The 24251-nt window shown below is 70.5% G+C and carries 20 protein-coding genes; 3 read left to right on the top strand and 17 right to left on the bottom strand.

Going from position 1 to position 24251, the window contains the following annotated elements:
- Positions 1-46 precede the first annotated feature (46 nt).
- The 17 genes from ACGFWJ_RS26115 to ACGFWJ_RS26035 form a co-directional block, all read right to left on the bottom strand.
- A complete protein-coding gene (locus ACGFWJ_RS26115) occupies positions 47-1129 on the bottom strand; it encodes an ABC transporter ATP-binding protein (protein WP_392953883.1) in 1083 nt (360 codons plus the stop codon).
- Positions 1119-2171, bottom strand: coding sequence for an ABC transporter ATP-binding protein (locus ACGFWJ_RS26110; protein WP_392953880.1), 1053 nt, complete (start codon positions 2169-2171; stop codon positions 1119-1121). Before ACGFWJ_RS26110 ends, ACGFWJ_RS26115 begins: the two co-directional genes overlap by 11 nt.
- A gap of 16 nt (positions 2172-2187) precedes the next feature.
- Positions 2188-3201, bottom strand: a complete 1014-nt coding sequence (locus tag ACGFWJ_RS26105) for an ABC transporter permease (protein ID WP_387868308.1) — start codon at positions 3199-3201, stop codon at positions 2188-2190.
- Complete coding sequence (locus ACGFWJ_RS26100; RefSeq protein ID WP_392953877.1) at positions 3194-4120, bottom strand: ABC transporter permease; 927 nt, start codon at positions 4118-4120, stop codon at positions 3194-3196. Before ACGFWJ_RS26100 ends, ACGFWJ_RS26105 begins: the two co-directional genes overlap by 8 nt.
- 78 nt (positions 4121-4198) lie before the next feature.
- Positions 4199-5821 (bottom strand): ABC transporter substrate-binding protein, encoded by a 1623-nt coding sequence (locus ACGFWJ_RS26095; protein ID WP_392953874.1) that lies wholly within the window; start codon positions 5819-5821, stop codon positions 4199-4201.
- 252 nt (positions 5822-6073) lie between these two features.
- Positions 6074-7090, bottom strand: coding sequence for an ABC transporter ATP-binding protein (locus ACGFWJ_RS26090; RefSeq protein WP_392953871.1), 1017 nt, complete (start codon positions 7088-7090; stop codon positions 6074-6076).
- Complete coding sequence (locus tag ACGFWJ_RS26085; RefSeq protein ID WP_387637722.1) at positions 7083-8135, bottom strand: ABC transporter ATP-binding protein; 1053 nt, start codon at positions 8133-8135, stop codon at positions 7083-7085. The genes ACGFWJ_RS26090 and ACGFWJ_RS26085 overlap by 8 nt, the downstream gene beginning before the upstream one ends.
- Before the next feature lie 17 nt (positions 8136-8152).
- Entirely contained in the window at positions 8153-9076 is a 924-nt protein-coding gene (locus tag ACGFWJ_RS26080; protein WP_392953867.1) for an ABC transporter permease, read from the bottom strand.
- Entirely contained in the window at positions 9069-9995 is a 927-nt protein-coding gene (locus ACGFWJ_RS26075) for an ABC transporter permease (protein WP_387637728.1), read from the bottom strand. The genes ACGFWJ_RS26080 and ACGFWJ_RS26075 overlap by 8 nt, the downstream gene beginning before the upstream one ends.
- Positions 9996-10133: 138 nt before the next feature.
- Positions 10134-11759 carry an ABC transporter substrate-binding protein gene (locus ACGFWJ_RS26070; protein WP_392953863.1) on the bottom strand — a complete coding sequence of 542 codons (1626 nt, stop codon included), beginning with the start codon at positions 11757-11759 and terminating at the stop codon, positions 10134-10136.
- A gap of 345 nt (positions 11760-12104) precedes the next feature.
- Positions 12105-14009 (bottom strand): translational GTPase TypA, encoded by a 1905-nt coding sequence (typA, locus tag ACGFWJ_RS26065; RefSeq protein ID WP_392953860.1) that lies wholly within the window; start codon positions 14007-14009, stop codon positions 12105-12107.
- A 201-nt stretch (positions 14010-14210) separates the two neighbouring features.
- Positions 14211-16751: a SpoIIE family protein phosphatase gene (locus ACGFWJ_RS26060; RefSeq protein ID WP_387637735.1), complete on the bottom strand. Its 2541-nt coding sequence runs from the start codon at positions 16749-16751 to the stop codon at positions 14211-14213.
- A 75-nt stretch (positions 16752-16826) separates the two neighbouring features.
- Positions 16827-19637: a SpoIIE family protein phosphatase gene (locus ACGFWJ_RS26055; RefSeq protein ID WP_392953856.1), complete on the bottom strand. Its 2811-nt coding sequence runs from the start codon at positions 19635-19637 to the stop codon at positions 16827-16829.
- Between the two features lie 216 nt (positions 19638-19853).
- Complete coding sequence (locus ACGFWJ_RS26050; RefSeq protein WP_387637740.1) at positions 19854-20249, bottom strand: NUDIX domain-containing protein; 396 nt, start codon at positions 20247-20249, stop codon at positions 19854-19856.
- Positions 20250-20294: 45 nt separating this feature from the next.
- On the bottom strand, positions 20295-20765 hold the full coding sequence (locus tag ACGFWJ_RS26045; protein ID WP_392953852.1) for a CYTH domain-containing protein: 471 nt from the start codon (positions 20763-20765) through the stop codon (positions 20295-20297).
- Positions 20766-20845: 80 nt separating this feature from the next.
- On the bottom strand, positions 20846-21055 hold the full coding sequence (locus ACGFWJ_RS26040) for an SPOR domain-containing protein (protein WP_392953849.1): 210 nt from the start codon (positions 21053-21055) through the stop codon (positions 20846-20848).
- A gap of 61 nt (positions 21056-21116) precedes the next feature.
- Complete coding sequence (locus tag ACGFWJ_RS26035) at positions 21117-21920, bottom strand: methyltransferase domain-containing protein (RefSeq protein ID WP_392953846.1); 804 nt, start codon at positions 21918-21920, stop codon at positions 21117-21119.
- 138 nt (positions 21921-22058) lie between these two features.
- Between ACGFWJ_RS26035 and ACGFWJ_RS26030 the strand changes: the two genes are divergently transcribed.
- The 3 genes from ACGFWJ_RS26030 to ACGFWJ_RS26020 all read left to right on the top strand — a co-directional run bounded on the left by ACGFWJ_RS26030 (position 22059) and on the right by ACGFWJ_RS26020 (position 23858).
- Complete coding sequence (locus tag ACGFWJ_RS26030) at positions 22059-22646, top strand: pyridoxamine 5'-phosphate oxidase family protein (RefSeq protein WP_392953843.1); 588 nt, start codon at positions 22059-22061, stop codon at positions 22644-22646.
- Positions 22647-22677: 31 nt separating this feature from the next.
- Complete coding sequence (locus tag ACGFWJ_RS26025; RefSeq protein ID WP_387637754.1) at positions 22678-23124, top strand: deaminase; 447 nt, start codon at positions 22678-22680, stop codon at positions 23122-23124.
- A gap of 74 nt (positions 23125-23198) precedes the next feature.
- The gene (locus tag ACGFWJ_RS26020) at positions 23199-23858 is read left to right on the top strand and encodes an HAD-IA family hydrolase (protein ID WP_392953839.1); all 660 of its coding nucleotides are present in this window, start codon (positions 23199-23201) and stop codon (positions 23856-23858) included.
- Positions 23859-24251: the final 393 nt, after the last annotated feature.

The following is a 24251-nucleotide window of genomic DNA, read 5'->3' as shown; positions in this document are numbered from 1 at the left end:
CACGCCCGAAGAGGGCCCCCACCGCTCGGTGGGGGCCCTCTTCGTGTCAGGTGTTCTCGCGTTCGGCGGCGAAGTGGCAGGCCGAGTCGTGCCGGGCCCGGCCCTCCAGCCACTCCCGGACGGTCAGCGCCGGGTCCTCCCGCTCGCACCGCTCCTGGGCCTTCCAGCACCGGGTACGGAACCGGCACCCGGACGGCGGGTTGGCCGGCGAGGGCACGTCCCCGATCAGCACGATCCGGTCCCGGGACTCCCGCGCGGTCGGGTCGGGCACCGGGACGGCGGACAGCAGCGCCTGGGTGTACGGGTGGGTGGCGTGGTCGTAGATCTCCAGGTCGGTGCCGATCTCCACCATCCGCCCGAGGTACATCACGCCGACGCGGTCGGAGATGTGCCGGACGATCGACAGGTCGTGCGCGATGAACATGTAGGACAGCTCGAACTCGCTCTGGAGCTGTTCCAGCAGGTTGATCACCTGGGCCTGCACCGACACGTCCAGCGCGGAGACCGGCTCGTCGCAGATGATGATCTCCGGCTTCAGCGCCAGACCGCGCGCGATGCCGATGCGCTGGCGCTGGCCGCCCGAGAACTGGTGCGGATACCGGTTGATGTACTCCGGGTTCAGACCCACCACGTCCAACAGATCCTGAACGGCCTTGCGGCGGTCGCCCTTCGGCGCCACCTCGGGGTGGATCTCGAACGGCTCCCCGATGATGTCGCCGACCGTCATGCGCGGGTTCAGCGAGGTGTACGGGTCCTGGAACACCATCTGGATGTTGCGCCGCACCGCCTTCAGCGCGGAGCCCGACAGGCGCGAGATCTCCTCGCCCTTGTACTTCACCGACCCGCCGGACGCGGGCTCCAGGTTCATCAGCACCTTGGCCAGCGTGGACTTGCCGCAGCCGGACTCGCCGACGATGCCGAGCGTCTCCCCCTGCATCAGGTCGAAGGACACCCCGTCGACGGCCTTGACCGCGCCGACCTGCTTCTTGAGCAGGACGCCCTGGGTCAGCGGGAAGTGCTTGACCAGGTTCCGCACCTCCAGGATGGGTTCGCCGCGCCGCACCTCCTGGGCGAACGCGACCTCCTCGGGGGTGGTCGCCCCGAGCGGTGTGGCGCCGTTAGCTGTCATGGAGGGTCTCCTTCCAGAAGAAGCACGCGCTGCCCCGCCCGGCCAGCGGCGTCCCGTCGTCCTCGGTCACCTGCGCCAGCGGCGGCACCTCCTGCCGGCACACCTCCTGCGCCCGCGGGCAGCGCGGGTTGAACGCGCAGCCGGCCGGGATCCGCAGCAGGTTGGGCGGCAGGCCCTTGATCGCGTAGAGCTCCTGGCCCTTCTGGTCGAGACGCGGAATGGAGTCCAGCAGGCCGCGGGTGTACGGGTGGGCGGGGCTGGCGTACAGGTCGTGCACGGGGGCGGTCTCGACGATCCGGCCCGCGTACATGACGGCGATCTTGTCCGCGACGTCGGCGACCACACCGAGGTCGTGGGTGATCAGGATCAGACCCATGTGGTACTCGGCCTGGAGCTCCGCCAGCAGGTCCATCACCTGCGCCTGGACGGTGACGTCCAGCGCCGTGGTCGGCTCGTCCGCGATGATCAGGTCCGGCTCCAGGGCCAGCGCCATCGCGATCATGATGCGCTGCCGCATGCCGCCGGAGAACTGGTGCGGGTAGTCGTCCACCCGCTCCGCGGCGGCGGGGATCCGCACCCGGTCCATCAGTTCGACGGCCTTGGCCTTGGCGTCCTTCCGGTTGCTGCCGCGGTGCGCCCGGTACATCTCGCCGAGCTGGTAGCCGACGGAGAGCACCGGGTTCAGCGAGGACAGCGCGTCCTGGAAGATCATCGCGATCTTCTGCCCGCGGATCTTCCGGCGTTCGTCCTTGGACATCTTCAGCATGTCCCGGCCGCGGAACAGGATCTCCCCCTTGGGGATACTGGCCGGCGGCATGTCGAGGATGCCCATGACGGCCTGCGCGGTGACGGACTTTCCGGAGCCGGACTCGCCCAGCACGGCGAGCGTCTCACCCGCGCTGACGCTGTAGTTGACGCCGTTGACGGCCCGGACGACGCCGTCGCGGGTCTTGAACTCGACGTGCAGGTCCTTCACGTCCAGCAGCGGGCCGGTGTAGGGCTCCTCGCGGGCCGGGCGGGCCTGGTCGGCGGCGGTGGTCATGTGCCTCTCCCCTCGCTCAGCGCAGCTTCGGATCGAGGGCGTCGCGCACCGCGTCGCCCAGCATGATGAAGGCCAGCACGGTGATGGAGAGCGCCGCGGCCGGGAAGAACAGCACGAACGGCGCCTGCCGGATCACCTTCTGCGCGGAGGAGATGTCCACGCCCCAGGAGATGGTCGGGTCCTGCAGGCCGATGCCGAGGAAGCTCAGCGTCGCCTCCGCCGTGATGTACCCGCCCAGCGCGATGGTGGCGACCACGATCACCGGGGCGATCGCGTTCGGCAGGATGTGCCGGAACATCAGCCGCCCCGTCCCGGCGCCCAGTGCCCGCCCGGCCACCACGTAGTCCGACTGCTTGACGGTGATCACCGACCCGCGCATCACGCGCGCCAGTTGGGTCCAGCCGAGGAAGGCCAGCGCGATCACCACCGACCACACGTTGCGGGTGGCGAACGCGTTCAGCAGCACCAGGGCGCCGAGCAGCAGTGGGATGCCGAAGAAGATGTCGGTGACCCGGGACAGCACCGCGTCGACGCTGCCGCCGAAGTACCCGGCGACCATCCCGGTCAGGCCGCCCAGCAGGGTGACCGCCAGGGTGACGCAGATGCCGACCGTGATCGACGCCCGCGCCCCGTAGATCACCCGGGCGTAGATGGACCGGCCCTGCCCGTCGTAGCCGAACCAGCCGGCCCCGAAGAAGTCCGTCCAGTTCGGCCGGCGCAGGTAGTTGTGGAGCAGGTCGGAGGCCCGTGGATCGGTGCTGGTGAACAGCTGCGGGAAGACCGCGATCAGGATCAGCAGCACGATCAGCGCCGCCGAGACCAGGAAGATCGGCCGCCGCCGCAGATCCCGCCAGGCGTCGCCCCACAGGCTGCGGGCCTGCTCCCGCTTGCCGGGGTCCGGTTCGATCAGCGAGTCCCGCTCCACCGCCAGGCCCTGCTGGCCGACGTAGTCCAGGTGGTCGCTGTCGGTGGGGTTGATGTTCCGCAGCGGATCGTGGTCGTCCGGGAGGGACTCGTTGCGGTCAGGCATAACGGATCCTCGGGTCCAGGACGGCATACAGCAGGTCGACGATCAGGCTGGCGAGCAGGTACACCATCACCAGCACCGTGACGATGCCGACCACCGTCGGGCCTTCCTTCTGGTTGATCGCCCGGTAGAGGACGTTGCCGACACCGGTGATGTTGAAGATGCCCTCGATGACGATCGCGCCGCCCATCAGCGCGCCCAGGTCGGTGCCCAGGAACGTCACCACCGGGATCAGCGAGTTGCGCAGCAGGTGCCGCCCGACGATGGTCCGCCGCGGCAGGCCCTTGGCCACCGCTGTGCGCATGTAGTCGGCGCGCAGGTTCTCGCCGATCGAGGTCCGGGTCAGCCGGGCCACGTACGCCAGCGACAGCGAGGCCAGCACCAGGCCGGGCAGGATCAACTGGGTGATGTCCCGGGAGTCCTGGACCGTCGCCGTCACCCAGCCCAGGTTGATCGCGAACACCGTCTGCGCGATGTACCCGAGCACGAACACCGGGATCGAGATCACGACCAGGGTCAGCAGCAGCACCGCGGTGTCCGCGACACTTCCCCGCTTCAGGCCGGCGATCAGGCCCAGCGGCAGGCCGATCACGATCTCGAAGAAGAACGCGACCAGCGCGAGCCGGATGGTGACCGGGAAGGCGTCCTTCATGATCTCGGAGACCGGGCGGCCGGTGAAACTGGTGCCGAAGTCCAGGTGGAAGATGTTGTTCATGTAGTGCAGGTACTGCTTCCACAGCGGCTGGTCGAGGTAGTACTGGTGCTTCAGGTGGGCCACGGTCGCCGGGTCGGCCGCCTTGTCGCCGAACATCGCCGCGATCGGGTCGCCCGGCAGGCTGTACACCATCAGGAAGATCAGCAGCGTGGCCCCGAAGAACACCGGGATCATCTGGAGCACGCGCCGCAGGACGTAATGACCCATGGGAGCCCTCCCTCCGAGGGGGTGACCGGTGTGGCCCCGCCCTCCGTGCGGGGAGGGCGGGGCCGGCGCCGGACGGGATCAGCTCTTGACCTCGACCTGGGTCCAGGCCGGGTTGCCGAAGGAGTCGAACGACACGTTCTGCACCTTGTTGGAGTAGCCGGAGTTCGTCCGGTAGTACCAGAGCGGGATGGCCGGCATGTCCGTCGCCAGCTGCGCCTCGGCCTGCTGGTAGCCGGTCGCGGTGTCCTGGATCGACGCGGCCTTGTCGGCCTCCGTGGCGAGCTTGTCGAACTCCGGGCTGGAGTAGCCGGTGTCGTTCGAGGCCGCCCCGGTGCGGTACACGTCCGCCAGGAAATTCGCGTTCAACGGGTAGTCCTGCACCCAGCCGGTCCGGAACATGCCGTTGATCTGGTGCCCGGTGATCGCCGCCCGGGCGGTCTTGAAGTCGGTCTTCGGGTCACCGGCGCAGTTCACCCCGGTCGTCTGCCGGATCGAGTTGCAGACCGCGTCCACCCACTCCTTGTGACCGCCGTCCGCGTTGTAGGTGATCTTCAGCGAGTTCCCGGGGACGCCACCGCCCTCCTGGATCAGTTGCTTCGCCTTGTCCGGGTTGTACGTGCAGAAGTCCCCGCACGTCCCCGCCTTGTAGCCCTCCACCCCCTCCGCGACCCACGCCGACGCCGGCGCCCGCGAACCCTGGAGCACCGTTCTGGTGATGGTGTTCCGGTCGATCGCCATCGACAGTCCCTGCCGGACCTTGGCCTTGTCCGCCCCTTGCCACTCCGGCTGGTACAGCGTGAACCCGACGTTCTGGATCCCACCCTGCGGAGCGTCGATCGCCCGGGAGCCCAGATCTCCCTTGTAGTTCGCCAGTGCCGACGGCGGCACCTGGTCCATCACGTCCAGGTTGTTCGACTGCAGGTCCGCGTAGGCCGCCTCCGCGTTGGTGTACATCTTGAACACCACGCCGCCGTTCTTCGGCTTGTCCACCCCCTGGTAGTTGGCGAACGTCTTGGTGACCACCTGCGAGTTGTGGTCCCAACTCACGAACTCGTAGGGCCCGTTGCCCACCGGCTTCTGCCCGTAGCCCGCCGGGTCCTGGTAGAAACCCTCCGGAAGCGGCGAAAAGGCCACGTACCCCAGCTTGTACGGGAAGTACGAGACCTTGTGGTTCAGCTTGATCGTGAAGTGCGTCCCGTCCTGGACGGTCAGCCCCGACATGGTGTCCGCCGTCGGACTGCCGCTCTCCGGGTGGACGTCCGGGTAGCCCTGGATGTCCTCGAACCACGAACTGTTGATCTGGTTGTTCTTGGTGTTCGCCGCCCAGTTCCACGCGTCCACGAAGCTCTTCGCCGTCACCGGCGTCCCGTCGTGGAACGTCCAACCCGACTTCAGCACCACGGTGTACGTCTGCGCGTCAGTGGTGTCGATGGTGTCCGCGACCTGGTTGCGCAGCTTCCCGGTGGCGGGGTCGTAGTCCACCAGGCCCTTGAACAGGTTCTGCACGATGCGCCCGCCACCAACCTCGTTGGCGTTCGCCGGCTGCAACGGATTCTGCGGCTCGGAGCCCTGGTACGTGAACGTCTTGGCGGCATCCGACGGACCGTTGCTCGAACTGCCGCCACCACCACAACCCGTGGCCATCAGGGCCACGGACGTCGCACTGACCACGGCCCGGCGCACACGGGTGCCTGAAGGCATGGAGCTTCCTCCTCAAGGGTGCATGACGCATCTCACCTCATGAGAAGTGCCGCCGAGCGGTCACGCGACCACAGCGCAGCCGGACGGAGCACACCAACCAGGGGCGCTGGGGGTACCCCCAGGCGAAGCCGAGGGGGCGGAACTGCGCGCAGCGGAAGGCACCCACCAGCAAGATCGCGTCGCGGGCAATGACTTGCCGTTGATCGCGACCCGGCTGATGGGTGCCTGGTTACTCGTGCCCGTGGTTGTGCGCTACGCCGCCGCGACCTCGCGCTCCGCAGCGAAGTGGCACGCCGACTCGTGCTTGGCCTCGCCGGTCAGCAGCTCCGGAACGGCCAGCAGCGGCAGCTCCGTGGAGCAGCGCTCCTCCGCCTTCCAGCAGCGGGTGCGGAACCGGCAGCCGGACGGCGGGTTCGCCGGGGACGGGATGTCGCCGGTGAGGATGATCCGCTCGCGGCTCTCGCGGCCGGTCGGGTCGGGCACCGGCACGGCGGACAGCAGCGCCTGGGTGTAGGGGTGGGTGGCGTGCTCGTAGATCTCGGCGTCGGTGCCGATCTCGACGATCTTGCCGAGGTACATCACGCCGACGCGGTCGGAGATGTGCCGGACGATCGACAGGTCGTGCGCGATGAACATGTAGGACAGCTCGAACTCGCTCTGGAGCTGTTCCAGCAGGTTGATCACCTGGGCCTGCACCGACACGTCCAGCGCGGAGACCGGCTCGTCGCAGATGATGATCTCCGGCTTCAGCGCCAGACCGCGGGCGATGCCGATGCGCTGACGCTGGCCGCCGGAGAACTGGTGCGGGTACCGGTTGATGTACTCGGGGTTGAGCCCGACCACGTCCAGCAGATCCTGAACGGCCTTGCGGCGGTCGCCCTTCGGCGCCACCTCGGGGTGGATCTCGAACGGCTCCCCGATGATGTCGCCGACCGTCATACGCGGGTTCAGCGAGGTGTACGGGTCCTGGAACACCATCTGGATGTTGCGCCGCACCGCCTTGAGCGCGGAGCCCGACAGGCGCGAGATCTCCTCGCCCTTGTAGAGGACCTGGCCGGCGGTCGCCCGCTCCAGGTTCATCAGGACCTTGGCGAGGGTGGACTTGCCGCAGCCGGACTCGCCGACGATGCCGAGGGTCTCGCCCTTGTCGAGGGTGAAGGAGACGCCGTCGACGGCCTTGACCGCGCCGACCTGCTTCTTGAGGAGGACGCCCTGGGTGAGCGGGTAGTGCTTGACCAGGTCGCGGACCTCCAGGATGGGCTCAGCCATGGAGGGTCTCCTTCCAGAAGTGGCAGGCGCTCTTGCGGCCGGCGAGTTCGGCCCCGTCCCGGTCGGTGACCTGGTGCAGGGCGGGGATCTCGGTGCGGCACAGGTCGGTGGCCACGTCGCAGCGCGGGTTGAACGCGCAGCCGGCCGGGACCTTGTAGAGGTTGGGCGGCAGGCCCTTGATCGCGTAGAGCTCCTCGCCCTTCTGGTCGAGGCTCGGGATCGACCGGAGCAGGCCCTTGGTGTAGGGGTGGGCGGGGCTGGCGTACAGGTCGTGCACGGGCGCGGTCTCGACGATCCGGCCGGCGTACATGACGGCGATCTTGTCCGCGACGTCGGCGACCACACCGAGGTCGTGGGTGATCAGGATCAGACCCATGTGGTACTCGGCCTGGAGCTCGGCCAGCAGGTCCATCACCTGCGCCTGGACGGTGACGTCCAGCGCGGTGGTGGGCTCGTCCGCGATGATCAGGTCCGGCTCGAGGGCCAGCGCCATCGCGATCATGATGCGCTGGCGCATGCCGCCGGAGAACTGGTGCGGGTAGTCGTTCACCCGCTGCGCGGCGGCGGGGATGCGGACCCGGTCCATCAGTTCGATGGCCTTGGCCTTGGCCTCCTTGCGGGAGGCGCCCTCGTGGACGCGGAACATCTCGCCGAGCTGGTAGCCGACGGAGAGCACCGGGTTCAGCGAGGACAGCGCGTCCTGGAAGATCATCGCGATCTTGCGGCCGCGGATCTTCCGGCGTTCCTCGTTCGACATCTTGAGCATGTCCCGGCCGCGGAACATGATCTCGCCGGCGGTGACCCGGCCGGGCGGCATGTCGAGGATGCCCATGATGGTCTGCGCGGTGACGGACTTGCCGGAGCCGGACTCGCCGAGCACGGCGAGGGTCTCGCCGGCGGCGACCGAGTAGTTGACGCCGTTGACGGCCTTGGCGATGCCGTCCCGGGTCTTGAACTCGACGTGCAGGTCGCGGACTTCGAGCAGCGGGGTGCCGGGGACCAGGCGGTCCTTGGTGGCAGTGGTCTTCTCGGGTGCGGTGGTCATGATGCGGGCCGCCTCTCTCAGCGCAGCTTCGGGTCGAGGGCGTCGCGCACCGCGTCGCCGAGCATGATGAACGCCAGCACGGTGATGCTGAGCATGCCGGCCGGGAAGAACAGCGCGAACGGCGCGGTACGGAGGACCTTCTGGGCCGAGTTGATGTCGATGCCCCAGGAGATGGTCGGGTCCTGCAGGCCGATGCCGAGGAAGCTCAGCGTGGCCTCGGTGGCGATGTATCCGCCGAGCGCGATGGTGGCGACCACGATCACCGGGGCGATCGCGTTCGGCAGGATGTGCTTGAGCATGATCCGGCCGGTGCCGGCGCCGAGCGCCTTGGCGGCGGTCACGTAGTCCGACTGCTTGACGGTGATCACCGAGCCGCGCATCACGCGGGTCATCTGGGTCCAGCCGAGGGCGACCAGGGCGAAGACCACCGACCAGACGGTGCGGGTGGTGAAGGCGTTCAGCACGACCAGCGCGCCGAGCAGCAGCGGGATGCCGAAGAACATGTCGGTGATCCGGGAGATCACCGCGTCGACCCAGCCGCCGTAGTAGCCGGCGATCATGCCGGCCAGGCCGCCGAGGACGGTGACGCCGGCGGTGACGCAGATGCCGACCACCACGGAGGCGCGGGCGCCGTAGATCATCCGGGCGTAGATGGACCGGCCCTGGCCGTCGTAGCCGAACCAGTCCGCCTGGAAGAAGTGCAGGTAGTTCGGCTTGCTCAGGTAGTGCAGGCGCAGGTCGCCGGCCCGCGGGTCCACCGAGGTGAACAGGCTGGGGGCGATCGCGAAGGCGATCAGCAGCACGATCAGCGCCGCCGAGATGATGAAGATCGGCCGCTTGCGCAGGTCGTGCCAGGCGTCCGAGCCGAGGCTGCGGGGCTTCTCCGGCTTGGGCTCGGCGGAGCCCTGCGCCGGGGCGGTCTTCTCGATCAGGTCAGGCATACCGGATCCTCGGGTCCAGGACCGCGTAGAGCAGGTCGACGATCAGGCTGGCGGCCAGGTACACCAGCACCAGCACGACGACGAAACCGGAGACGGTCGCGCCCTCGTTGAGGTTGATGGCGTGGTACAGCGCGTTGCCGACGCCCTTGACGTTGAAGATGCCCTCGGTGACGATCGCGCCGCCCATCAGGGCGCCGAGGTCGGTACCCAGGAAGGTCACCACCGGGATCATCGAGTTGCGCAGCAGGTGGGTACCGATGACCTTGCGCCGGGGCAGGCCCTTGGCGATCGCGGTGCGCATGTAGTCCGACTTGATGTTCTCCGCGATGGAGGTGCGGGTCAGTCGGGCGACGTACGCGAGGGACAGCGAGCCGAGCACGATGGCGGGCAGCATCAGCTGGCCGAGGTTCATCGAGTCCTGAACGGTCGGGGTGATCCACTTGAGCTGGATCGCGAAGACGTTCTGGAAGATGAAGCCGAGCACCGGGACCGGGATCGAGATCAGCAGCAGGGTGAACACCAGGGTGCTCTTGTCGAACGCCTTGCCGCGGCGCAGGCCGGCCAGCAGGCCGATGCCGACGCCGACCACCAGCTCGAAGAGGAAGGCCAGCAGCGCCAGTCGGATGGTGACCGGAAGGGCCTCACCGATGACGTCGACGACCTTGCGGCCGGACAGGGTCTCACCGAAGTTTCCCCGGAACAGGTCCCCCATGTAGTTGAGGTACTGCTGGCCGATGGAGACGTCGAGTCCCATCCGGTGCTTGAACGCCGCCAGCTGTGCGGGGTCGGCGGCCTTGTCTCCCCACATGGCCGCCGCCGGGTCGCCGGGCAGCATGCGGGTCATGAAGAAAATGATCGTGACCGTGCCCAGGAACACCGGGATCATCTGGAGCAGTCGCCTAGCGACAAAGCGCCCCATCGTGCCTCCAATTTACTGCTCTGACGGGCCGTCGTCCCGATCAGAGTTCTTGGCGTGACAACGGCCGGTGCCGGTCCGCCCGGTGGGGCGGGGACGGACACCGGCCGTGTCGGTTCGAGCCGCGCGGTGCCGGCTCGGTTACTTCTGCTTGACCTCGACCTGGGTGAACACCGGGTCGCCGAACGAGTCGTACTTCACGTTCTGCACGTTCTTCGAGTAACCGGTGGTGGTCTTGTAGTACCAGAGCGGGATGGCCGGCATGTCCTTGGCCAGCTGGGCCTCGGCCTGCTGGTACAGGGCGGCGGTCTCCTCGACGGTGGTGGCCTTGTCCGCCGCGGCGGCCAGCTTGTCGAACTCCGGGCTGGAGTAGCCGGCGTCGTTGGCGTCGGCGCCGGTGCCGTACACGTCGCGCAGGAAGTTGGCGTTCAGCGGGTAGTCCTGCTGCCAGCCGGTCCGCATCAGACCGTCGACCTTCTTGCCCTTGATCAGGTCACGGGCGCTCTTCATGTCGGGCTTCGGGTCGCCGACGCACTCCACGCCGGTGGCCTGGCGGATGGAGTTGCAGACCGCGTCCACCCAGTCCTTGTGGCCGCCGTCGGAGTTGTACAGCACGGTGATCTTGTTGCCGGGGACGCCGCCGCCCTCGGCGATCAGCTGCTTGGCCTTCGCCGGGTTGTAGGTGCAGGCCTCGCCGCAGGTGTTGTCCTTGTAGCCCATGGCGCCCGGGGCGACCCAGGTGTTGGCGGGCTGGCGGGAGCCGTTGAGCACCGTCTTGGTGATGGTGTCGCGGTCGATCGCCATCGACAGGCCCTGCCGGACCTTGGCCTTGTCCTGGCCCTTCCAGGAGTCCTGGTAGAGCGAGAAGGACAGCGCCTGGATGGAGCCCTGCGGCTGGTCGACGGCCCGGTCGCCCAGGTCGCTCTTGTAGGAGGCGAGGTCGCTCGGGTCGACCTGGTCCAGCACGTCCAGGTTGTCGGAGACCAGGTCCTTGTACGCGGCCTCGGGCTGCGAGTAGCTCTTGAAGACGACGCCGCCGTTCTTCGGCTTGTCGACGCCCGCGTAGTTGTCGTAGGCGGCGAGGGTGATCGCCTTGTTGTGCTCCCACGAGACGAACTTGTAGGGGCCGTTGCCGATCGGCGACTGACCGTACTTGGCCGGGTCGGTGTAGAACACCTTCGGCAGCGGCGCGAAGGCGGTGTAGCCGAGCTTGTACTGGAAGTACGACACCGGGCCGGTCAGCGCGATGGTGAAGTGGGTGTCGTCGACGACCTTCAGGCCGGACATGGTGTCGGCGGTCGGGTCGCCCTTGGCCGGGTGGACCGCGTCGTAGCCCTGGATGTCGGAGAACCAGTTGGAGTTGATCTGGTTGTTCTTGACGTTGGCGGACCAGTTCCACGCGTCCACGAAGGACTGCGCGGTCACCGGGGTGCCGTCGTGGAAGGTCCAGCCGGACTTCAGGGTGACGGTGTAGTTCTGCGCGTCGGTGGTCTCGATCTTGTCGGCGACCTGGTTGCGCAGCTGGCCGTTGCCGGGGTCGTAGTCCACCAGACCCTTGAACAGGTTCTTGATGACGCGACCGCCGCCGACCTCCATGGCGTTGGCGGGCTGGAGCGGGTTCTGCGGCTCGGCGCTCTGGTAGCTGAACGTGCCCTGAGCGTTGGCCGGCCCGGAAGCGCCGTCCGAAGAGCCGCTGCCGCAAGCAGTGGCGGCGAGGGCGACCGCGACGGCCGCGACAACCCACTTGGCCTGGCTGGCACCGCGCATGGGTGTGCCTCCTGAAATCGTGTTACAGATCGCTCGCGGCCTGGCGCGCACCCCTGCGCAGGAGCCTCGACCCGAGCTCGACTGCACCCACTATCGGTCACCCTTGGATACGGAATTGACCAATCCAGATTTCAATTTGGTCACATGAATGTTGGATGAATCTCAAAAATCGGACATTGCAGACATAGCCAGACAGGGGCGAAACGGACAGTTGTCACAGATGACGATCAGTGACGTCCGATTAACGAACACCCCCTCTCCAGCCGTCCATGACGGAGAGTCACCAAAAACACGACCGGCCGGCGTCCCGAAGGACACCGGCCGGTCGGCCGAAACTGGCGGGCGTCAGCCCTTCTTGGCGCGCGACGCGGTGCGGCCGCGGTCCTTGGCGTCCAGGACGACCTTGCGGATGCGCACGGTCTCCGGGGTCACCTCGATGCACTCGTCCTCGCGGCAGAACTCCAGCGACTGCTCCAGCGAGAGCTTGCGCGGCGGGACGATCGACTCGGCCACGTCAGCGTTCGAGGAACGCATGTTGGTGAGCTTCTTCTCCTTGGTGATGTTCACGTCCATGTCGTCGGAGCGCGAGTTCTCGCCGACGATCATGCCCTCGTACACCTCGGTGCCGGGGTCGCAGAACAGCACGCCGCGCTCCTGCAGGTTGGTCATCGCGAAGGCGGTGACCACACCGGAGCGGTCGGCGACCAGCGAACCGTTGTTACGGGTCGTCAGGTTGCCGAACCACGGCTCGTAGCCCTCGTGGATCGAGTGCGCGATGCCGGTGCCGCGGGTGTTGGTGAGGAACTCCGTCCGGAATCCGATCAGGCCGCGGGACGGCACCACGAACTCCATCCGGACCCAGCCCGAACCGTGGTTGGACATGTTGTCCATCCGGCCCTTGCGGATGCCCATCAGCTGGGTGACGGCGCCCATGTGCTCCTCGGGGACGTCCACCGTGAGGCGCTCGACCGGCTCGTGGGTCTTGCCGTTGACCTCGCGGGTGACGACCTGCGGCTTGCCGACGGTCAGCTCGAAGCCTTCCCGGCGCATGGTCTCGATCAGGATGGCCAGCGCCAGCTCACCGCGGCCCTGCACCTCCCAGGCGTCGGGACGCTCGGTCTCGAGCACGCGCAGCGAGACGTTACCGATCAGCTCGCGGTCCAGGCGGTCCTTGACCTGGCGGGCCGTCACCTTGCGGTCGACCTTGCCGGCGGACTTGGCGTCCGCGCCCTTGCCGGAGCCGCCCTTGCCGACCAGCGGCGAGGTGTTGGTGCCGATGGTCATCGAGATCGCCGGCTCGTCGACGGTGATCAGCGGCAGCGCGATCGGGTTCTCGGGGTCGGCGAGGGTCTCACCGATCATGATGTCGCCGATGCCGGCGACGGCGCAGATGTCACCGGGGCCGGCCACCTCGGCGGGCTTGCGGGTGAGCGCCTCGGTCATCAGCAGCTCGGAGATGCGGACGTTCTGGATCGAGCCGTCGCGCTTGATCCAGGCCACCGTCTGGCCCTTGCGCAGCTCGCCCTGCTCGACGCGGAGCAGCGCGATGCGGCCGAGGAAGTTGTCGGCGTCCAGGTTGGTGACGTGCGCCTGCAGCGGGGCGTTCTCGTCGAAGGTCGGGGCCGGGACGTGCTCCAGGATGGTGGAGAAGAACGGCTCCAGGTTCTCGGAGTCGGCCGGCACCGTGCCGTTCTCCGGCTTGGTCAGCGAGGCCACGCCGTCACGGGCGCAGGCGTAGACGATCGGGAACTCGATCTGGTCCTCGTCCGCGTCCAGGTCCAGGAACAGGTCGTAGGTCTCGTTGATGACCTCGTCGATCCGGGCGTCCGGACGGTCGGTCTTGTTGATGCACAGGATGACGGGCAGGCGCGCGGAGAGCGCCTTGCGCAGCACGAAGCGGGTCTGCGGCAGCGGGCCCTCGGAGGCGTCGACCAGCAGGACGACCGCGTCCACCATCGACAGACCGCGCTCGACCTCGCCACCGAAGTCGGCGTGGCCCGGGGTGTCGATGATGTTGATGGTGATCGGCGCGCCGCCGTCCTTGGGGTGGTACTTGACCGCGGTGTTCTTCGCGAGAATGGTGATGCCCTTCTCGCGCTCCAGGTCGTTCGAGTCCATCATGCGGTCGTCGAGGTGCTGGTGGGCCGCGAAGGCACCGGCCTGCTTGAGCATGGCGTCGACCAGAGTGGTCTTGCCGTGGTCGACGTGGGCGACGATGGCGACGTTGCGGATGTCGTTGCGCGTGGGCATGCGGCGCTGATTCTCCCGGAATCGTGGGTCACGGTGCCCGGCCCGCGTCAGCATTCACCGGTCCACCCACCGGGCACGGCACATGCCTCGGCTTCTCCCCATCGTACGGGGAAGCCCGCAATGGAGCAGAAACGGGCAGCCGGTCGAGGTTTGAATCACAACGGCCCGGCACCCGCTTCCGGTACGAACGGACGCCGGAGCCTAGAGGGACAGCTCGAACCAGACGATCTTGCCCTTGGGTGTGCGGCGGCTGCCCCAGCGCTCGGCCAGCAGCGAGACGAGCTGCAGGCCGCGGCCGCCCTCGTCGGTCTCCTGGGCGCGGCGCTGGCGCGGTTGGGCGTAGGCGTCGTCCCAGACCTCGCAGACCATGGTCTTGTCGCGCAGCAGGCGCAGCCGGATCTCGCCGCGGCCGTGCCGCAGGGCGTTGGTGACGAGTTCGCTGACCAGCAGTTCGGAGGTGTCGACGAGCTCGTCGAGGCCGCGTTCCAGCAGCCAGCCGCAGGCGGCCTCGCGGGCCCGGGCGACCGAGGTCGGCTCGGGCGGCAGCCGCCAGTCGCCGACCGAGCCCTTGGGCAGCGCGTGGACCTTGGCCATCAGCAGCGCGATGTCGTCCTCGCCGTGGTGCGGGTTGAGCTCCTCCAGCACCTGGTCGCAGAGCTCCTCCAGCTGGTCGGAGCCGTTGGTGAGGGCGGTGCGGAAGGCCTTCAGGCCCTCGTCCAGCTGGTGCTTGCGGGACTCCACCAGTCCGTCGGTGTACAGGCCGAGGACGGCGCCCTCGGGCAGGTCGACGGTGACCTCCTCGAACGGTTCGCCGCCGACGCCGAGCGGCAGGCCGGGCGGCACGTCGAGCATCCGGGCGCGCTCGCCGGGGGCGAGCAGCACCGGCGGGAGGTGGCCGGCGTTGGCGAAGGTGCAGCGCTGCTTGACGGCGTCGTACACGGCGTACACGCAGGTGGCGAGGTAGACCTCGGCGCCGGCCCGGTCCGGTTCGGCGTCGTCGTTGCCGAGGCCCCGGGCGATCTCGTCGAGGGCGGAGAGCACCTCTTCCGGGTCCAGGTCGAGCATCGCCAGGGTGCGCACGGCGGTGCGCAGTTGGCCCATCGCGACGGCGGCGCGCAGGCCGCGGCCCATCACGTCGCCGATCACCAGGGCGGTGCGGCTGCCGGGCAGCGGGATGACGTCGAACCAGTCGCCGCCGACCTCGGTGTTGTTGTTGCTGGGCAGGTAGCGGCGGGCGATCTCCAGGCCGGACGCGGCCGGGTTGCCCGGGGGCAGCAGGCTGCGCTGCAGGATCAGCGCGCGCTCGTGCTCGCGGCGGTACAGCCGGGCGTTGTCGACGCAGACGGCGGCGCGGGCGACGAGTTCCTCGGCGATCGCGACCTCGCGGGCGTCGAACGGCTCGCTGCCGATGGCCCGGGACAGCTGCACCAGGCCGAGCACCTGGTCGCGGGCGACCAGCGGCACCACCAGGGTGGAGCGCAGCAGCGGGTCGGGCCCGGGCTGCGGGACGACGCTGCGGCCGGTGCGCAGCGCGCGGGCGTGCGGGGAGCGCGGCGGGTAGCAGAGCGTGCCGCCGGCCTCGGCGACCCGGACGCCGCCGCGTTCGCTGCCGAGCACCGACGGGGCGTTGCCGACCACGCTGGAGACGGCGACCCGACGCAGTTCGCCGTTCTCCGGGTTGGCGGTGAGCGAGGAGTCGCCGGTGAGCAGCGCGGTGTACAGGTCGACGGTGGCGACGTCGCAGAACTGCGGGACGATCACGTCGAGCAGTTCCTTGGCGGTGGTCTCCAGGTCGAGGGTGGAGCCGATGTGGGTGGACGCCTCGTTGAGCAGGGCGAGGCTGCGGCGCACGCCGGCGGCCTCGCGTTCGGCGATGTGCCGGCTGGTGACGTCCTGGACCTGTCCGGCGACGCCGATCGGGCGTCCGCCGGCGGCGGTGAGGCGGTACAGCGAGACGGCCCAGGTGCGGTCGTCCTCGCGGGCGGCCGGGCGGCCGGGGCGGGCGGGGCCGGACAGCCGCAGGTCGAGGACCGGCTCCTGGCCGGTGAGGACCTTGCGCAGGGCGAGCAGCAGCCGGTCCGCGTCGGAGGGCCGGAACACGTCGCCGGGGGCGAGGCCCTGCAGGGCGGCGGGGCTGCGGCCGACGCCGGTGGCGAAGGCGGCGTTGACGCGCTGCAGCTTCAGGTCGGTGTCGAACAGGAAGAACCCGGTGGGGGTCTGGCCGATGACCGCCTCGGAGGCGGCCAGGTCGGTCTCGATGGCGCGCAGCCGGCCGAGGTCGACGGCCAGGCAGGTGGCGGAGCCGTCGGCGCTGTCGGGCATCGCGTAGACCTCTGCGAGGCTCTCCGCGCCGGACAGGTCCCGGTAGGGGGCGGTGCCGACCCACTCCTCGCCGGACAGGATGCGTTCCAGCCGGGCCCGGCCGCGCTGCCACAGTTCGCGCGGGACGAACGCGGTGATCGGGTCCGCGCCGACCGCCTCGGCGGCGGGCACGCCGAAGAATTCGGCGGCCCGGTCGCTCCACTGCGCGATCCGCCCGTCGGGGCCGATCGCGAAGGTGGCGACCCGGATGTAGTCGTAGATGGTGCCCGAGGAGGCCTGTTCCCAGCCGTCAGGGAGGGTGGCAGGCACCGTCGGGGCACCCGGCTGCTCCGGCAGTGCGGCTCGGCCGCTGCTGCCGTGCGTCGTGTTCCGTGCCGGGAAGCTGTTCAACGGACCGACCCCTCCAACCCGCGCGCCCATCCGGTGTCGAGACGACCGAGTATTTCGATGTCCGAGTATTCATCATTCGGGCGTGGACGCACACGCCCTTCAACGTCACAACATCGACTCGGGTGGTTGAACGTCCGAGTCTGCCAGTTCGAACCAGACGACCTTGCCCAGCCCCTCCGCCCTGGTTCCCCAGCGCAGCGCGAGCCGGCGGACCAGTTCGAGACCGCGCCCGCCCTCGTCGCCGGCGCTCGCGTGCCGCTCCCGGGGCGGGTCCGGCAGCGGGTCGGAGATCTCCACCAGCAGCACCTCGCCGAGCGTGAGCCGGACCCCGATCGGGGCGCTGGCGTACCGGACGGCGTTCGTGACGAGTTCGCTGACCAGCAGTTCGGCGGTGTCGGTGAGTGCTTCGACGCCCCAGTCGGCGAGTGTGTGGCGGACCAGCCGGCGGGCCCGGGAGACCGCGGTCGGCTCGGCCGGCAGGGTCCAGCCGGCGGTGGGGGCGTCCTCCCGTTCCCGGCCCAGCCGGGCCAGCAGCAGCGCCACGTCGTCGGGTTCGCGGCCCTGCTCCATGGTGTCGAGGACGGCCTCGCACGCCTGCTGGATCGAGGCGTACGGCTGTTCGAGCACGCTGATCAACCTCCCGAGTCCCACGTCCAGATCCTTGTCCCGGGACTCCACCAGCCCGTCCGTGCACAGGGCGAGCAGGCTGCCGTCGGGGATCTCCATCTCGATGGATTCGAACGGCACCCCGCCGACGCCGAGCGGCGCACCGGAGGGCAGATCGAGCACCTGGCCGGCGCCGCCGGGCAGCGGGCCGCCGGAGCGGGCCGGCTCGGCGTCGGCGCCGGGCACCACCAGGACCGGCGGGATGTGGCCGGCCTTGGTGACGGTCAGGTTGCGCCGCGCGGGGTCGAACACCGCGTAGACGCAGGTGGCGAGCAGGGCCTCGTCGGGGCCCTGGGCGAGGTCGTCGGCGAGCTCGTGGACGTGCCGCAGGACCACCTCGGGCGCCAGGTCGAGGGCGGCCAGCACCCGGACCGCGGTGCGCAGCCGGCCCATCGTGGCGGCGGCCCGCAGGCCGTGGCCCATCACGTCGCCGACCACCAGCGCGGTGCGCTCGCCGGGCAGCGGGATGACGTCGAACCAGTCGCCGCCGACCTCGGTGCCGCTGGAGCCCGGCACGTACCGGTACGCCACCTCGACGCCGGCCGGCTGCGGCACCTGCTGGGGCAGCAGGGTGCGCTGCAGGGTGAGCGCGGCCGTCCGCTCGCGGGCGTACAGCCGGGCGTTGTCGAGCGAGCTGCCGGCCCGGTCGGCGAGTTCGACGGTGAAGGCCAGGTCGTCGCGGTCGAAGCCCTCCCGGTAGCCGGCCCGGCTGACCACCAGCAGGCCGATCACGATGCCGCGGGCCCGCAGCGGCACCACCAGCCGGGAGTGGATGCCGAGGTCGCGGGCGGCCTCCACCTTGGGGTCGCCGGGGAAGGACAGCGCCTCCAGTTCGGCGCCGGTGAGCAGTTCGGGGACGCCGCGGCGCAGCACCCGGCCGAACACCGAGTCGTCCTCGAAGGTGATCCGGGCGCTGCGCCGGAGCATGGTCTCCACCGCCGGCCCGTCCTCGACGCCGGCCACGCCGAGCTGCAGCAGCGAGGTGCGCCGGTCGTGGCCGTGCCGGGGCAGGTCGTCACCGTGCGCGACGGCCTGCAGCAGGATCACCGCGGCGTAGTCGGCCAGCCGCGGGACCACCGCGCCGGCCAGTTCCTGGGCGATCATCGAGGCGTCCAGCAGGTCACCGACCCGGGAGCCGAACTCGTTGAGCAGCGACAGCCGCCGCCGGGCGCCCTCCACCTTGGCCACCGCCCGGTAGCGCTCGGTGACGTCCATCGCGGTGCCGGAGATGCCGAGCACCCGGCCGGCCCGGTCGGTCATCCGGCTGAACGAGATCGACCGGTAGCCGCCCCGGCCGCTGTTCGGCGAGGCCAGCGTGACGTCGATGACGGGCTCGCCGGTGGCCAGTACCTGGCGCTGCAGGGCGGTGATCTCGTCGGTGGAGCGCTCCGGCATGGTCTCGCCGGTGGTGCGGCCGATGTGCGCCTCGGCGGGCAGGTTGTTCATCTCGGCCAGCGTGCGGTTGACGGCGGTGTAGCGCAGGTCGGTGTCCAGCACGGCGATGCCCAGCGGGGACTGTTCGAACAGCGCGTCGCGGACCGCGAGGTCGCGTTCGACGGCGCGCAGCGCGGCGGCCTCGGTGAGCGCGGCCTGCACGTAGGGGGCGCCGTCGCCGTCCACCAGCAGCGACAGCCGGACCTCCACCTCGACCGGCATGCCGTACCGGTCGCTGATGCCGGTGAAGCCGTGCCAGGAACCGCGGCTCAGCGTCTCCTGGAGGGCGGCCCTGGCGCGCTGCTGGTCGGCCGGGTCGGACAGCAGGTCCTCGATCGCCCGGCCGACCAGCACCTCGCTGGGCCAGCCGAGCATCTCCTCGGCGGTCGGGCTCCACAGCACCACCCGGCCCGCGGTGTCCAGGATGACGATCGCCACCCGCACCACGTCGAGCAGGCTGCCGCCTTCGGTGCGGCGGCTCGGGTGCAGCGTGGTCGGCGGGGCCTCGGAGCGCGCGGCCGGGTGCTGGCCGGGCCCGCCGGGGAACGCCCGGGCGGGGCGGCCGCGGGACGTACCGCTGCTCCGGGCGGACGGTTCGAGCCCGGCGGGGCGCTGCCCGGCGACGGGGCCGGCGGACGGCCCGGGGGTGGGCGGCGGCGGTTCGTGGCCGGGGTGGCGGCGCAGGCGGGCGCGGGCGGCCGCGCTGCCGGACCGGTCGGCGCCCCGGGGCAGTGCGGGGCGGCTCGGCCGCCGCGGCCCGCGCGGGGGCAGGCCCGACGCCTCGTGTTCTTCCCCGCCGTCACCCGGCTTCGCCACCTACGGGGCCTCCGGCCGTCGCTGGAACACGCCGCCGACGGGCTGCCGGGGCATGGGCCGTCGCCACGGCCGCGCCGAACCCGGCCCACTGATCGTGACGAATCAAGCCGAACACTGCCATACCCAGGGAAACGCGCAGCTATCCCGGCATACGGGTCGTCTGTCCGATTGGCGTACAGAACGGGCATTTCCCTGCGCGGCCGGGCTCTCCCGTGCTCAGTGCAGGTGGCCGTCGCGGTGCAGGTCGTCGAAGAGCAGCTGGTCGACCGGGGGGACGCGGTCGCGGTCGGCGTAGCCGAACCATTCGACATCCTCGATCTCGCTGCTGGCGGCGAGGGTGCCGGTGTATTCGGCGCGGTAGCAGGCCATCCGGACGGTGGGGCCGCCCGGGTGGGCGTCGGCGTGGTAGGTGCCGGCGTGGGTGACGGTGTCGGGGCGGATGGCGACGGTGAGTTCCTCGGCGATCTCGCGGGTCAGCGTCTGCAGGTCGGTCTCGTCGCCCTCGCGCTTGCCGCCGGGGATGTAGAAGACGTCCTTGCCGCGGGGGCGCGCGCAGAGGATCCGCCCGCCCTCCAGTCGCACCCACGCCACCGTGTCGATCAGCTCTGCCATGGCCGCCCTTGCCGTTCGTACCGCTCGTCGGCTCCCGACCCTATGTCAGGGGCGCGGCGGCCCGGCGGCGGTGGCGAGGTGCTGGTTCTTCAGGTCCGGGCGGTCGGTGACCTCGGGTCCGAACCAGGGCGGCGGGGTGAAGGCGGCGGCCTCCTCCCGGTCGGTGAACTCGACCTCGGCGGTGCGCAGTCCGGCCAGCCGGCCGTGGAAGGTGTCGACCACGGCCTCGCACCGGCCGAGCTGCACCACCCGGCGGGTCTTGGCGACCCGGGCCTGCTCGGTGGCGGGCCACAGCGCCTCGAACTGCTCGGCGGTGAGCGGGGTCTCCCACTCGCCGCGCACCAGGCCGGTGCCGCGCTTGACCGTCAGGGAGCACTCCCCGCCCTGGTCGCGCACCCGGGCCTCGGACCCCTCCGGCCCGATCACCAGGTAGCCCTGCCGGACTTCGAACTCCCGCCCGTCGGGGACGGTTTCGCCCGACGGCACCAGGAACTTGCGCTCGATCTCCTCAGCCAACGAAAGGCCCTCCTCGCTCGGCGTTCCGGCTCTCCCGGTGGCCGCCACGCTACGCGGCCGCGGGCGGCAGGGCCCGGAAGCTACGGGGCGCGGGTCCCCTCGGGCTGGGCGGGTCCGTTGGGGTCCTCGGCTTCGATCCAGTAGAGCTGCTTGTGACCGCGGGCCTCGTACTCGGCGGCCAGGGCCTCGGCGGCGGGGCGGGTGAGTCCGCGGGCGAGCAGGAAGCGATTGCCGTTGTCGTCCTGCCGCATGACGCGGTGCGTGGCGGGCGTGCGGTCCGGTTGTCCCATGGCGCCACACGGTAGCGGTCCGGCCCGATGGGGGGCGGGCCGGACCGCTCGGCTGGGCCAACTAGCTTACGCGCACCAGGAGTTCACCGTGCAGTACGGCGAACCAGGCGTCCGGATGCGCGGCCCAGCGGGGCCAGCCGGCGGCGATCCGGTCCAGGTCGGCGGGGGTGGCGAGGCCCTCGGCCAGGGCGGTGGCGGCGGTGTTGGAGTGCACCGTCCGCTCGGCCCAGCTCTCCGACCACCAGGCACGTTCGGCCTCGGTGGCGTACGTCCAGGTGCCGGAGGACGGCCGGACGTCGGTCAGCCCGGCGGCGTGCGCCCAGGACAGCAGTCGGCGGCCGGCGTCGGGTTCGCCGCCACTGGCCCGGGCGGTCTTCCAGTAGAGCGCCAACCATTCGTCCAGTTCGGGCAGTTGGGGGTACCAGGCCATCGCGGCGTAGTCGGCGTCGCGGACCGCGATCACCCCGCCGGGGGCAGTGACCCGGCGCATCTCGCGCAGCGCGGCGACCGGGTCGGCGAGGTGCTGGAGCACCTGGTGGGCGTGCACCACGTCGAACGAGGCATCGGCGTACGGGAGTCGGTACACGTCGGCGGCCTCGAAGGTCAGCTGCTCCAGCCCGCGTTCGGCGGCGAGCGCGGCGGCCTGGGCGAGCACCTCGGCGGACGGGTCGATGCCGATCACCCGGCCGGTCGGGCCGAGCCGGTCGGCCAGGTCGGCGGTGATCGTACCGGGCCCGCAACCGACGTCCAACAGCCGCTGCCCGGGGCGCAGTTCGGGCAGCAGATAGGCCGCGGAGTTGGCGGCGGTGCGGGTGCGGTGCGAGCGCAGGACGGCGGCGTGGTGCCCGTGGGTGTAGCCGGCCACGGCGGTTCCCCTCTCCCTCGAAAACGACCCTCCCAGGATAGGAAAACGTTCCACGAATCGGACAATCGCGTCTCGCACTGTGGGACGCTCCCCAATTCCCCTCGCCCGCCGGGCTCGGCCGGGCACAGAATCGCGGGTATGGGAAAGACCTACGAACGCATCGACGACCGGCTGCGCGCGTTCATCGACAGGCAGCCCGTGTTCTTCGTGGCCACCGCCCCGCTCTCCGGCGACGGACACGTCAACCTCTCCCCCAAAGGCCGGGCCGGCACCCTCGCCGTCCTCGACGAACTCACCGTCGCCTACCTGGACTTCGGCGGTTCGCACGCCGAGACCATCGCCCACCTGCGGGAGAACGGCCGGATCACCCTGATGTGGACCGCTTTCGAGGGCCCGCCGACGGTGCTGCGGGTGCACGGCCGGGGCGAGCCGGTGTTCCGCGACGACCCGCGGTTCGCCGAACTGCTGGGGCACTTCGACCCGTCCGCGGACGGCGTCGGGCTGCGCGCGATCGTCCTGGTGCGCGCGGAGAGGGTGAGCGACTCCTGCGGGTACGCCGTCCCGTTCATGGACTACCGCTCCGAACGCGACCTGCACGACCAGTACTTCACCCGCAAGGGCGAGGAGAATTTCAGCGCCTACTGCGAGGGCAAGGACTACGTCGCCGTCAGCATCGACGGCCTGCCCTCGGTGCCGCTCCCGCTGCCGCCGCGGCCCGTACGGTGAGGGGCGCCGTCCCGTACCGAAGGAGCCCCCCATGACCACCGACCAGGAGTGGCTGCGCCACGCGATCGAACTGTCCCGGCGCTGCCCGCCGTCCCGGACGGCGTTCTCGGTGGGCGCGGTGATCGTCGGTGCGGACGGCGAGGTGCTGGCCGAAGGCTTCAGCCGGGAGGTCGACGCGGTGAACCACGCCGAGGAGGCCGCGCTCGGCAAGCTCGCGCCCGGCGATCCGCGGCTGCGCACCGCCACCGTCTACAGCACCTTGGAGCCGTGCGGGCAGCGCGCCTCCCGGCCGCACCCGTGCGCCGAGTTGATCGTCGCGGCCGGGGTGCCGCGGGTGGTGGTGGCCTGGCTGGAGCCCGCGCTGTTCGTCACCGAGGGCCGGGGCGGCGCGCTGCTCACCGCGGCGGGCGTCGAGGTGGTGGAGCTGCCGGAGCTGGCCGCGGAGGCCCGGGCGGTCAACGCGCACCTGCTGGGGTGAGCCCGGACGGCCCTCGGCCCCGGTTTTGTACGATTGTGGAACAAACACTCGTCCGAGGCCCCCGAGGAGCCCCGATGCCCGTCCTCACCCCGCCGGTCCGGGCCGTCCTGCTCGACATGGACGGCACCCTGGTCAACTCCGACGCCGTGGTCGAACGCTGCTGGCGCCGCTGGGCCGAACGGAACGGCCTCGACGCGGACGAGGCGATGCGCACCGTCCACGGCCGGCAGGGCCACCTGACCATGGCCCTGCTGCTGCCCGACCGCCCGATGGAACAGAACCTCGCCGAGAACCGGCAGATGCTCGCCGAGGAGACCGCCGACACCGACGGCGTGGTCGAAGTCCCCGGCGCCCGACGCCTGTTGGAGTCACTGGCCGGACTGCCGCACGCCCTGGTCACCTCCGCCGACGACCGCCTCGCCCGAGTCCGGATGGCCGCCGCCGGCGTCCCGCTGCCCCCGCTGATGATCACCGCCGAACACGTCGGCGCCAGCAAGCCCGACCCCGAGGGCTTCCTGAAGGCCGCCGCCGAGCTCGGCGTCGCCCCCGCCGAATGCCTGGTGCTCGAGGACTCCGAAGCCGGCATCACCGCCGCCCGCGCCGCCGGCATGCCAGTCCTCGGCATCGGCCCCCGCGCCGCCGCCCACCGGCCTGATCACTGGGTGGACGACCTCACCGGTGTCACCGTCACCGCCGACCCGAACGGCGGCGGACTGGTCGTACGACTGCCCTGACGGGCACTCGGGCGCTGGGCGGGCCGCTCGTGCGGCCTCCCGGGCGGGCGTTCAGGCGTCGGCGGACTGTCGCGGGGCTGCTCCGGCGGATGCTCGGGCGTCGGCGAGGAACGCGGCAACCACTTGGACGCGGCACTCCGGGTGGCCGCTCAGCCAGGTGCCGAGCGTGTGGCCGACGGGCTGACCGTGCGACCTCCCTGGCGGCCGTTCAGGCGGCGGTCTGCCGGCAGTACGGCCTCCCTGACGCCCAACCAGGCAGCGGCGGGCCGACCATGCCCCCTCCTGCGACTGTTCAGGCGTCGGCGGGGCGGGCCAGCCGTGCGGCTGGGCGCGACGGCCGTTCGGGCGTCGGTGAGAGACGCGGTGGCCACCTGGGCGCGGCGCGCTCCGGGT

This window comes from Kitasatospora sp. NPDC048407, assembly GCF_043200475.1.
GTDB lineage: Bacteria > Actinomycetota > Actinomycetes > Streptomycetales > Streptomycetaceae > Kitasatospora.
This window is presented reverse-complemented; position numbering and strand designations above follow the sequence as displayed.

Coding starts and splice junctions, on each gene's coding strand:
- ACGFWJ_RS26060 (WP_387637735.1), bottom strand. CDS start 16,751: ATGGGCGCGCGGGTTGGAGGGGTCGGTCCGTTGAACAGCTTCCCGGCA.
- ACGFWJ_RS26110 (WP_392953880.1), bottom strand. CDS start 2,171: ATGACCACCGCCGCCGACCAGGCCCGCCCGGCCCGCGAGGAGCCCTAC.
- ACGFWJ_RS26095 (WP_392953874.1), bottom strand. CDS start 5,821: ATGCCTTCAGGCACCCGTGTGCGCCGGGCCGTGGTCAGTGCGACGTCC.
- ACGFWJ_RS26020 (WP_392953839.1), top strand. CDS start 23,199: ATGCCCGTCCTCACCCCGCCGGTCCGGGCCGTCCTGCTCGACATGGAC.
- ACGFWJ_RS26100 (WP_392953877.1), bottom strand. CDS start 4,120: ATGGGTCATTACGTCCTGCGGCGCGTGCTCCAGATGATCCCGGTGTTC.
- ACGFWJ_RS26030 (WP_392953843.1), top strand. CDS start 22,059: ATGGGAAAGACCTACGAACGCATCGACGACCGGCTGCGCGCGTTCATC.
- ACGFWJ_RS26040 (WP_392953849.1), bottom strand. CDS start 21,055: ATGGGACAACCGGACCGCACGCCCGCCACGCACCGCGTCATGCGGCAG.
- ACGFWJ_RS26115 (WP_392953883.1), bottom strand. CDS start 1,129: ATGACAGCTAACGGCGCCACACCGCTCGGGGCGACCACCCCCGAGGAG.
- typA (WP_392953860.1), bottom strand. CDS start 14,009: ATGCCCACGCGCAACGACATCCGCAACGTCGCCATCGTCGCCCACGTC.
- ACGFWJ_RS26085 (WP_387637722.1), bottom strand. CDS start 8,135: ATGACCACCGCACCCGAGAAGACCACTGCCACCAAGGACCGCCTGGTC.
- ACGFWJ_RS26105 (WP_387868308.1), bottom strand. CDS start 3,201: ATGCCTGACCGCAACGAGTCCCTCCCGGACGACCACGATCCGCTGCGG.
- ACGFWJ_RS26025 (WP_387637754.1), top strand. CDS start 22,678: ATGACCACCGACCAGGAGTGGCTGCGCCACGCGATCGAACTGTCCCGG.
- ACGFWJ_RS26070 (WP_392953863.1), bottom strand. CDS start 11,759: ATGCGCGGTGCCAGCCAGGCCAAGTGGGTTGTCGCGGCCGTCGCGGTC.
- ACGFWJ_RS26090 (WP_392953871.1), bottom strand. CDS start 7,090: ATGGCTGAGCCCATCCTGGAGGTCCGCGACCTGGTCAAGCACTACCCG.
- ACGFWJ_RS26080 (WP_392953867.1), bottom strand. CDS start 9,076: ATGCCTGACCTGATCGAGAAGACCGCCCCGGCGCAGGGCTCCGCCGAG.
- ACGFWJ_RS26050 (WP_387637740.1), bottom strand. CDS start 20,249: ATGGCAGAGCTGATCGACACGGTGGCGTGGGTGCGACTGGAGGGCGGG.
- ACGFWJ_RS26075 (WP_387637728.1), bottom strand. CDS start 9,995: ATGGGGCGCTTTGTCGCTAGGCGACTGCTCCAGATGATCCCGGTGTTC.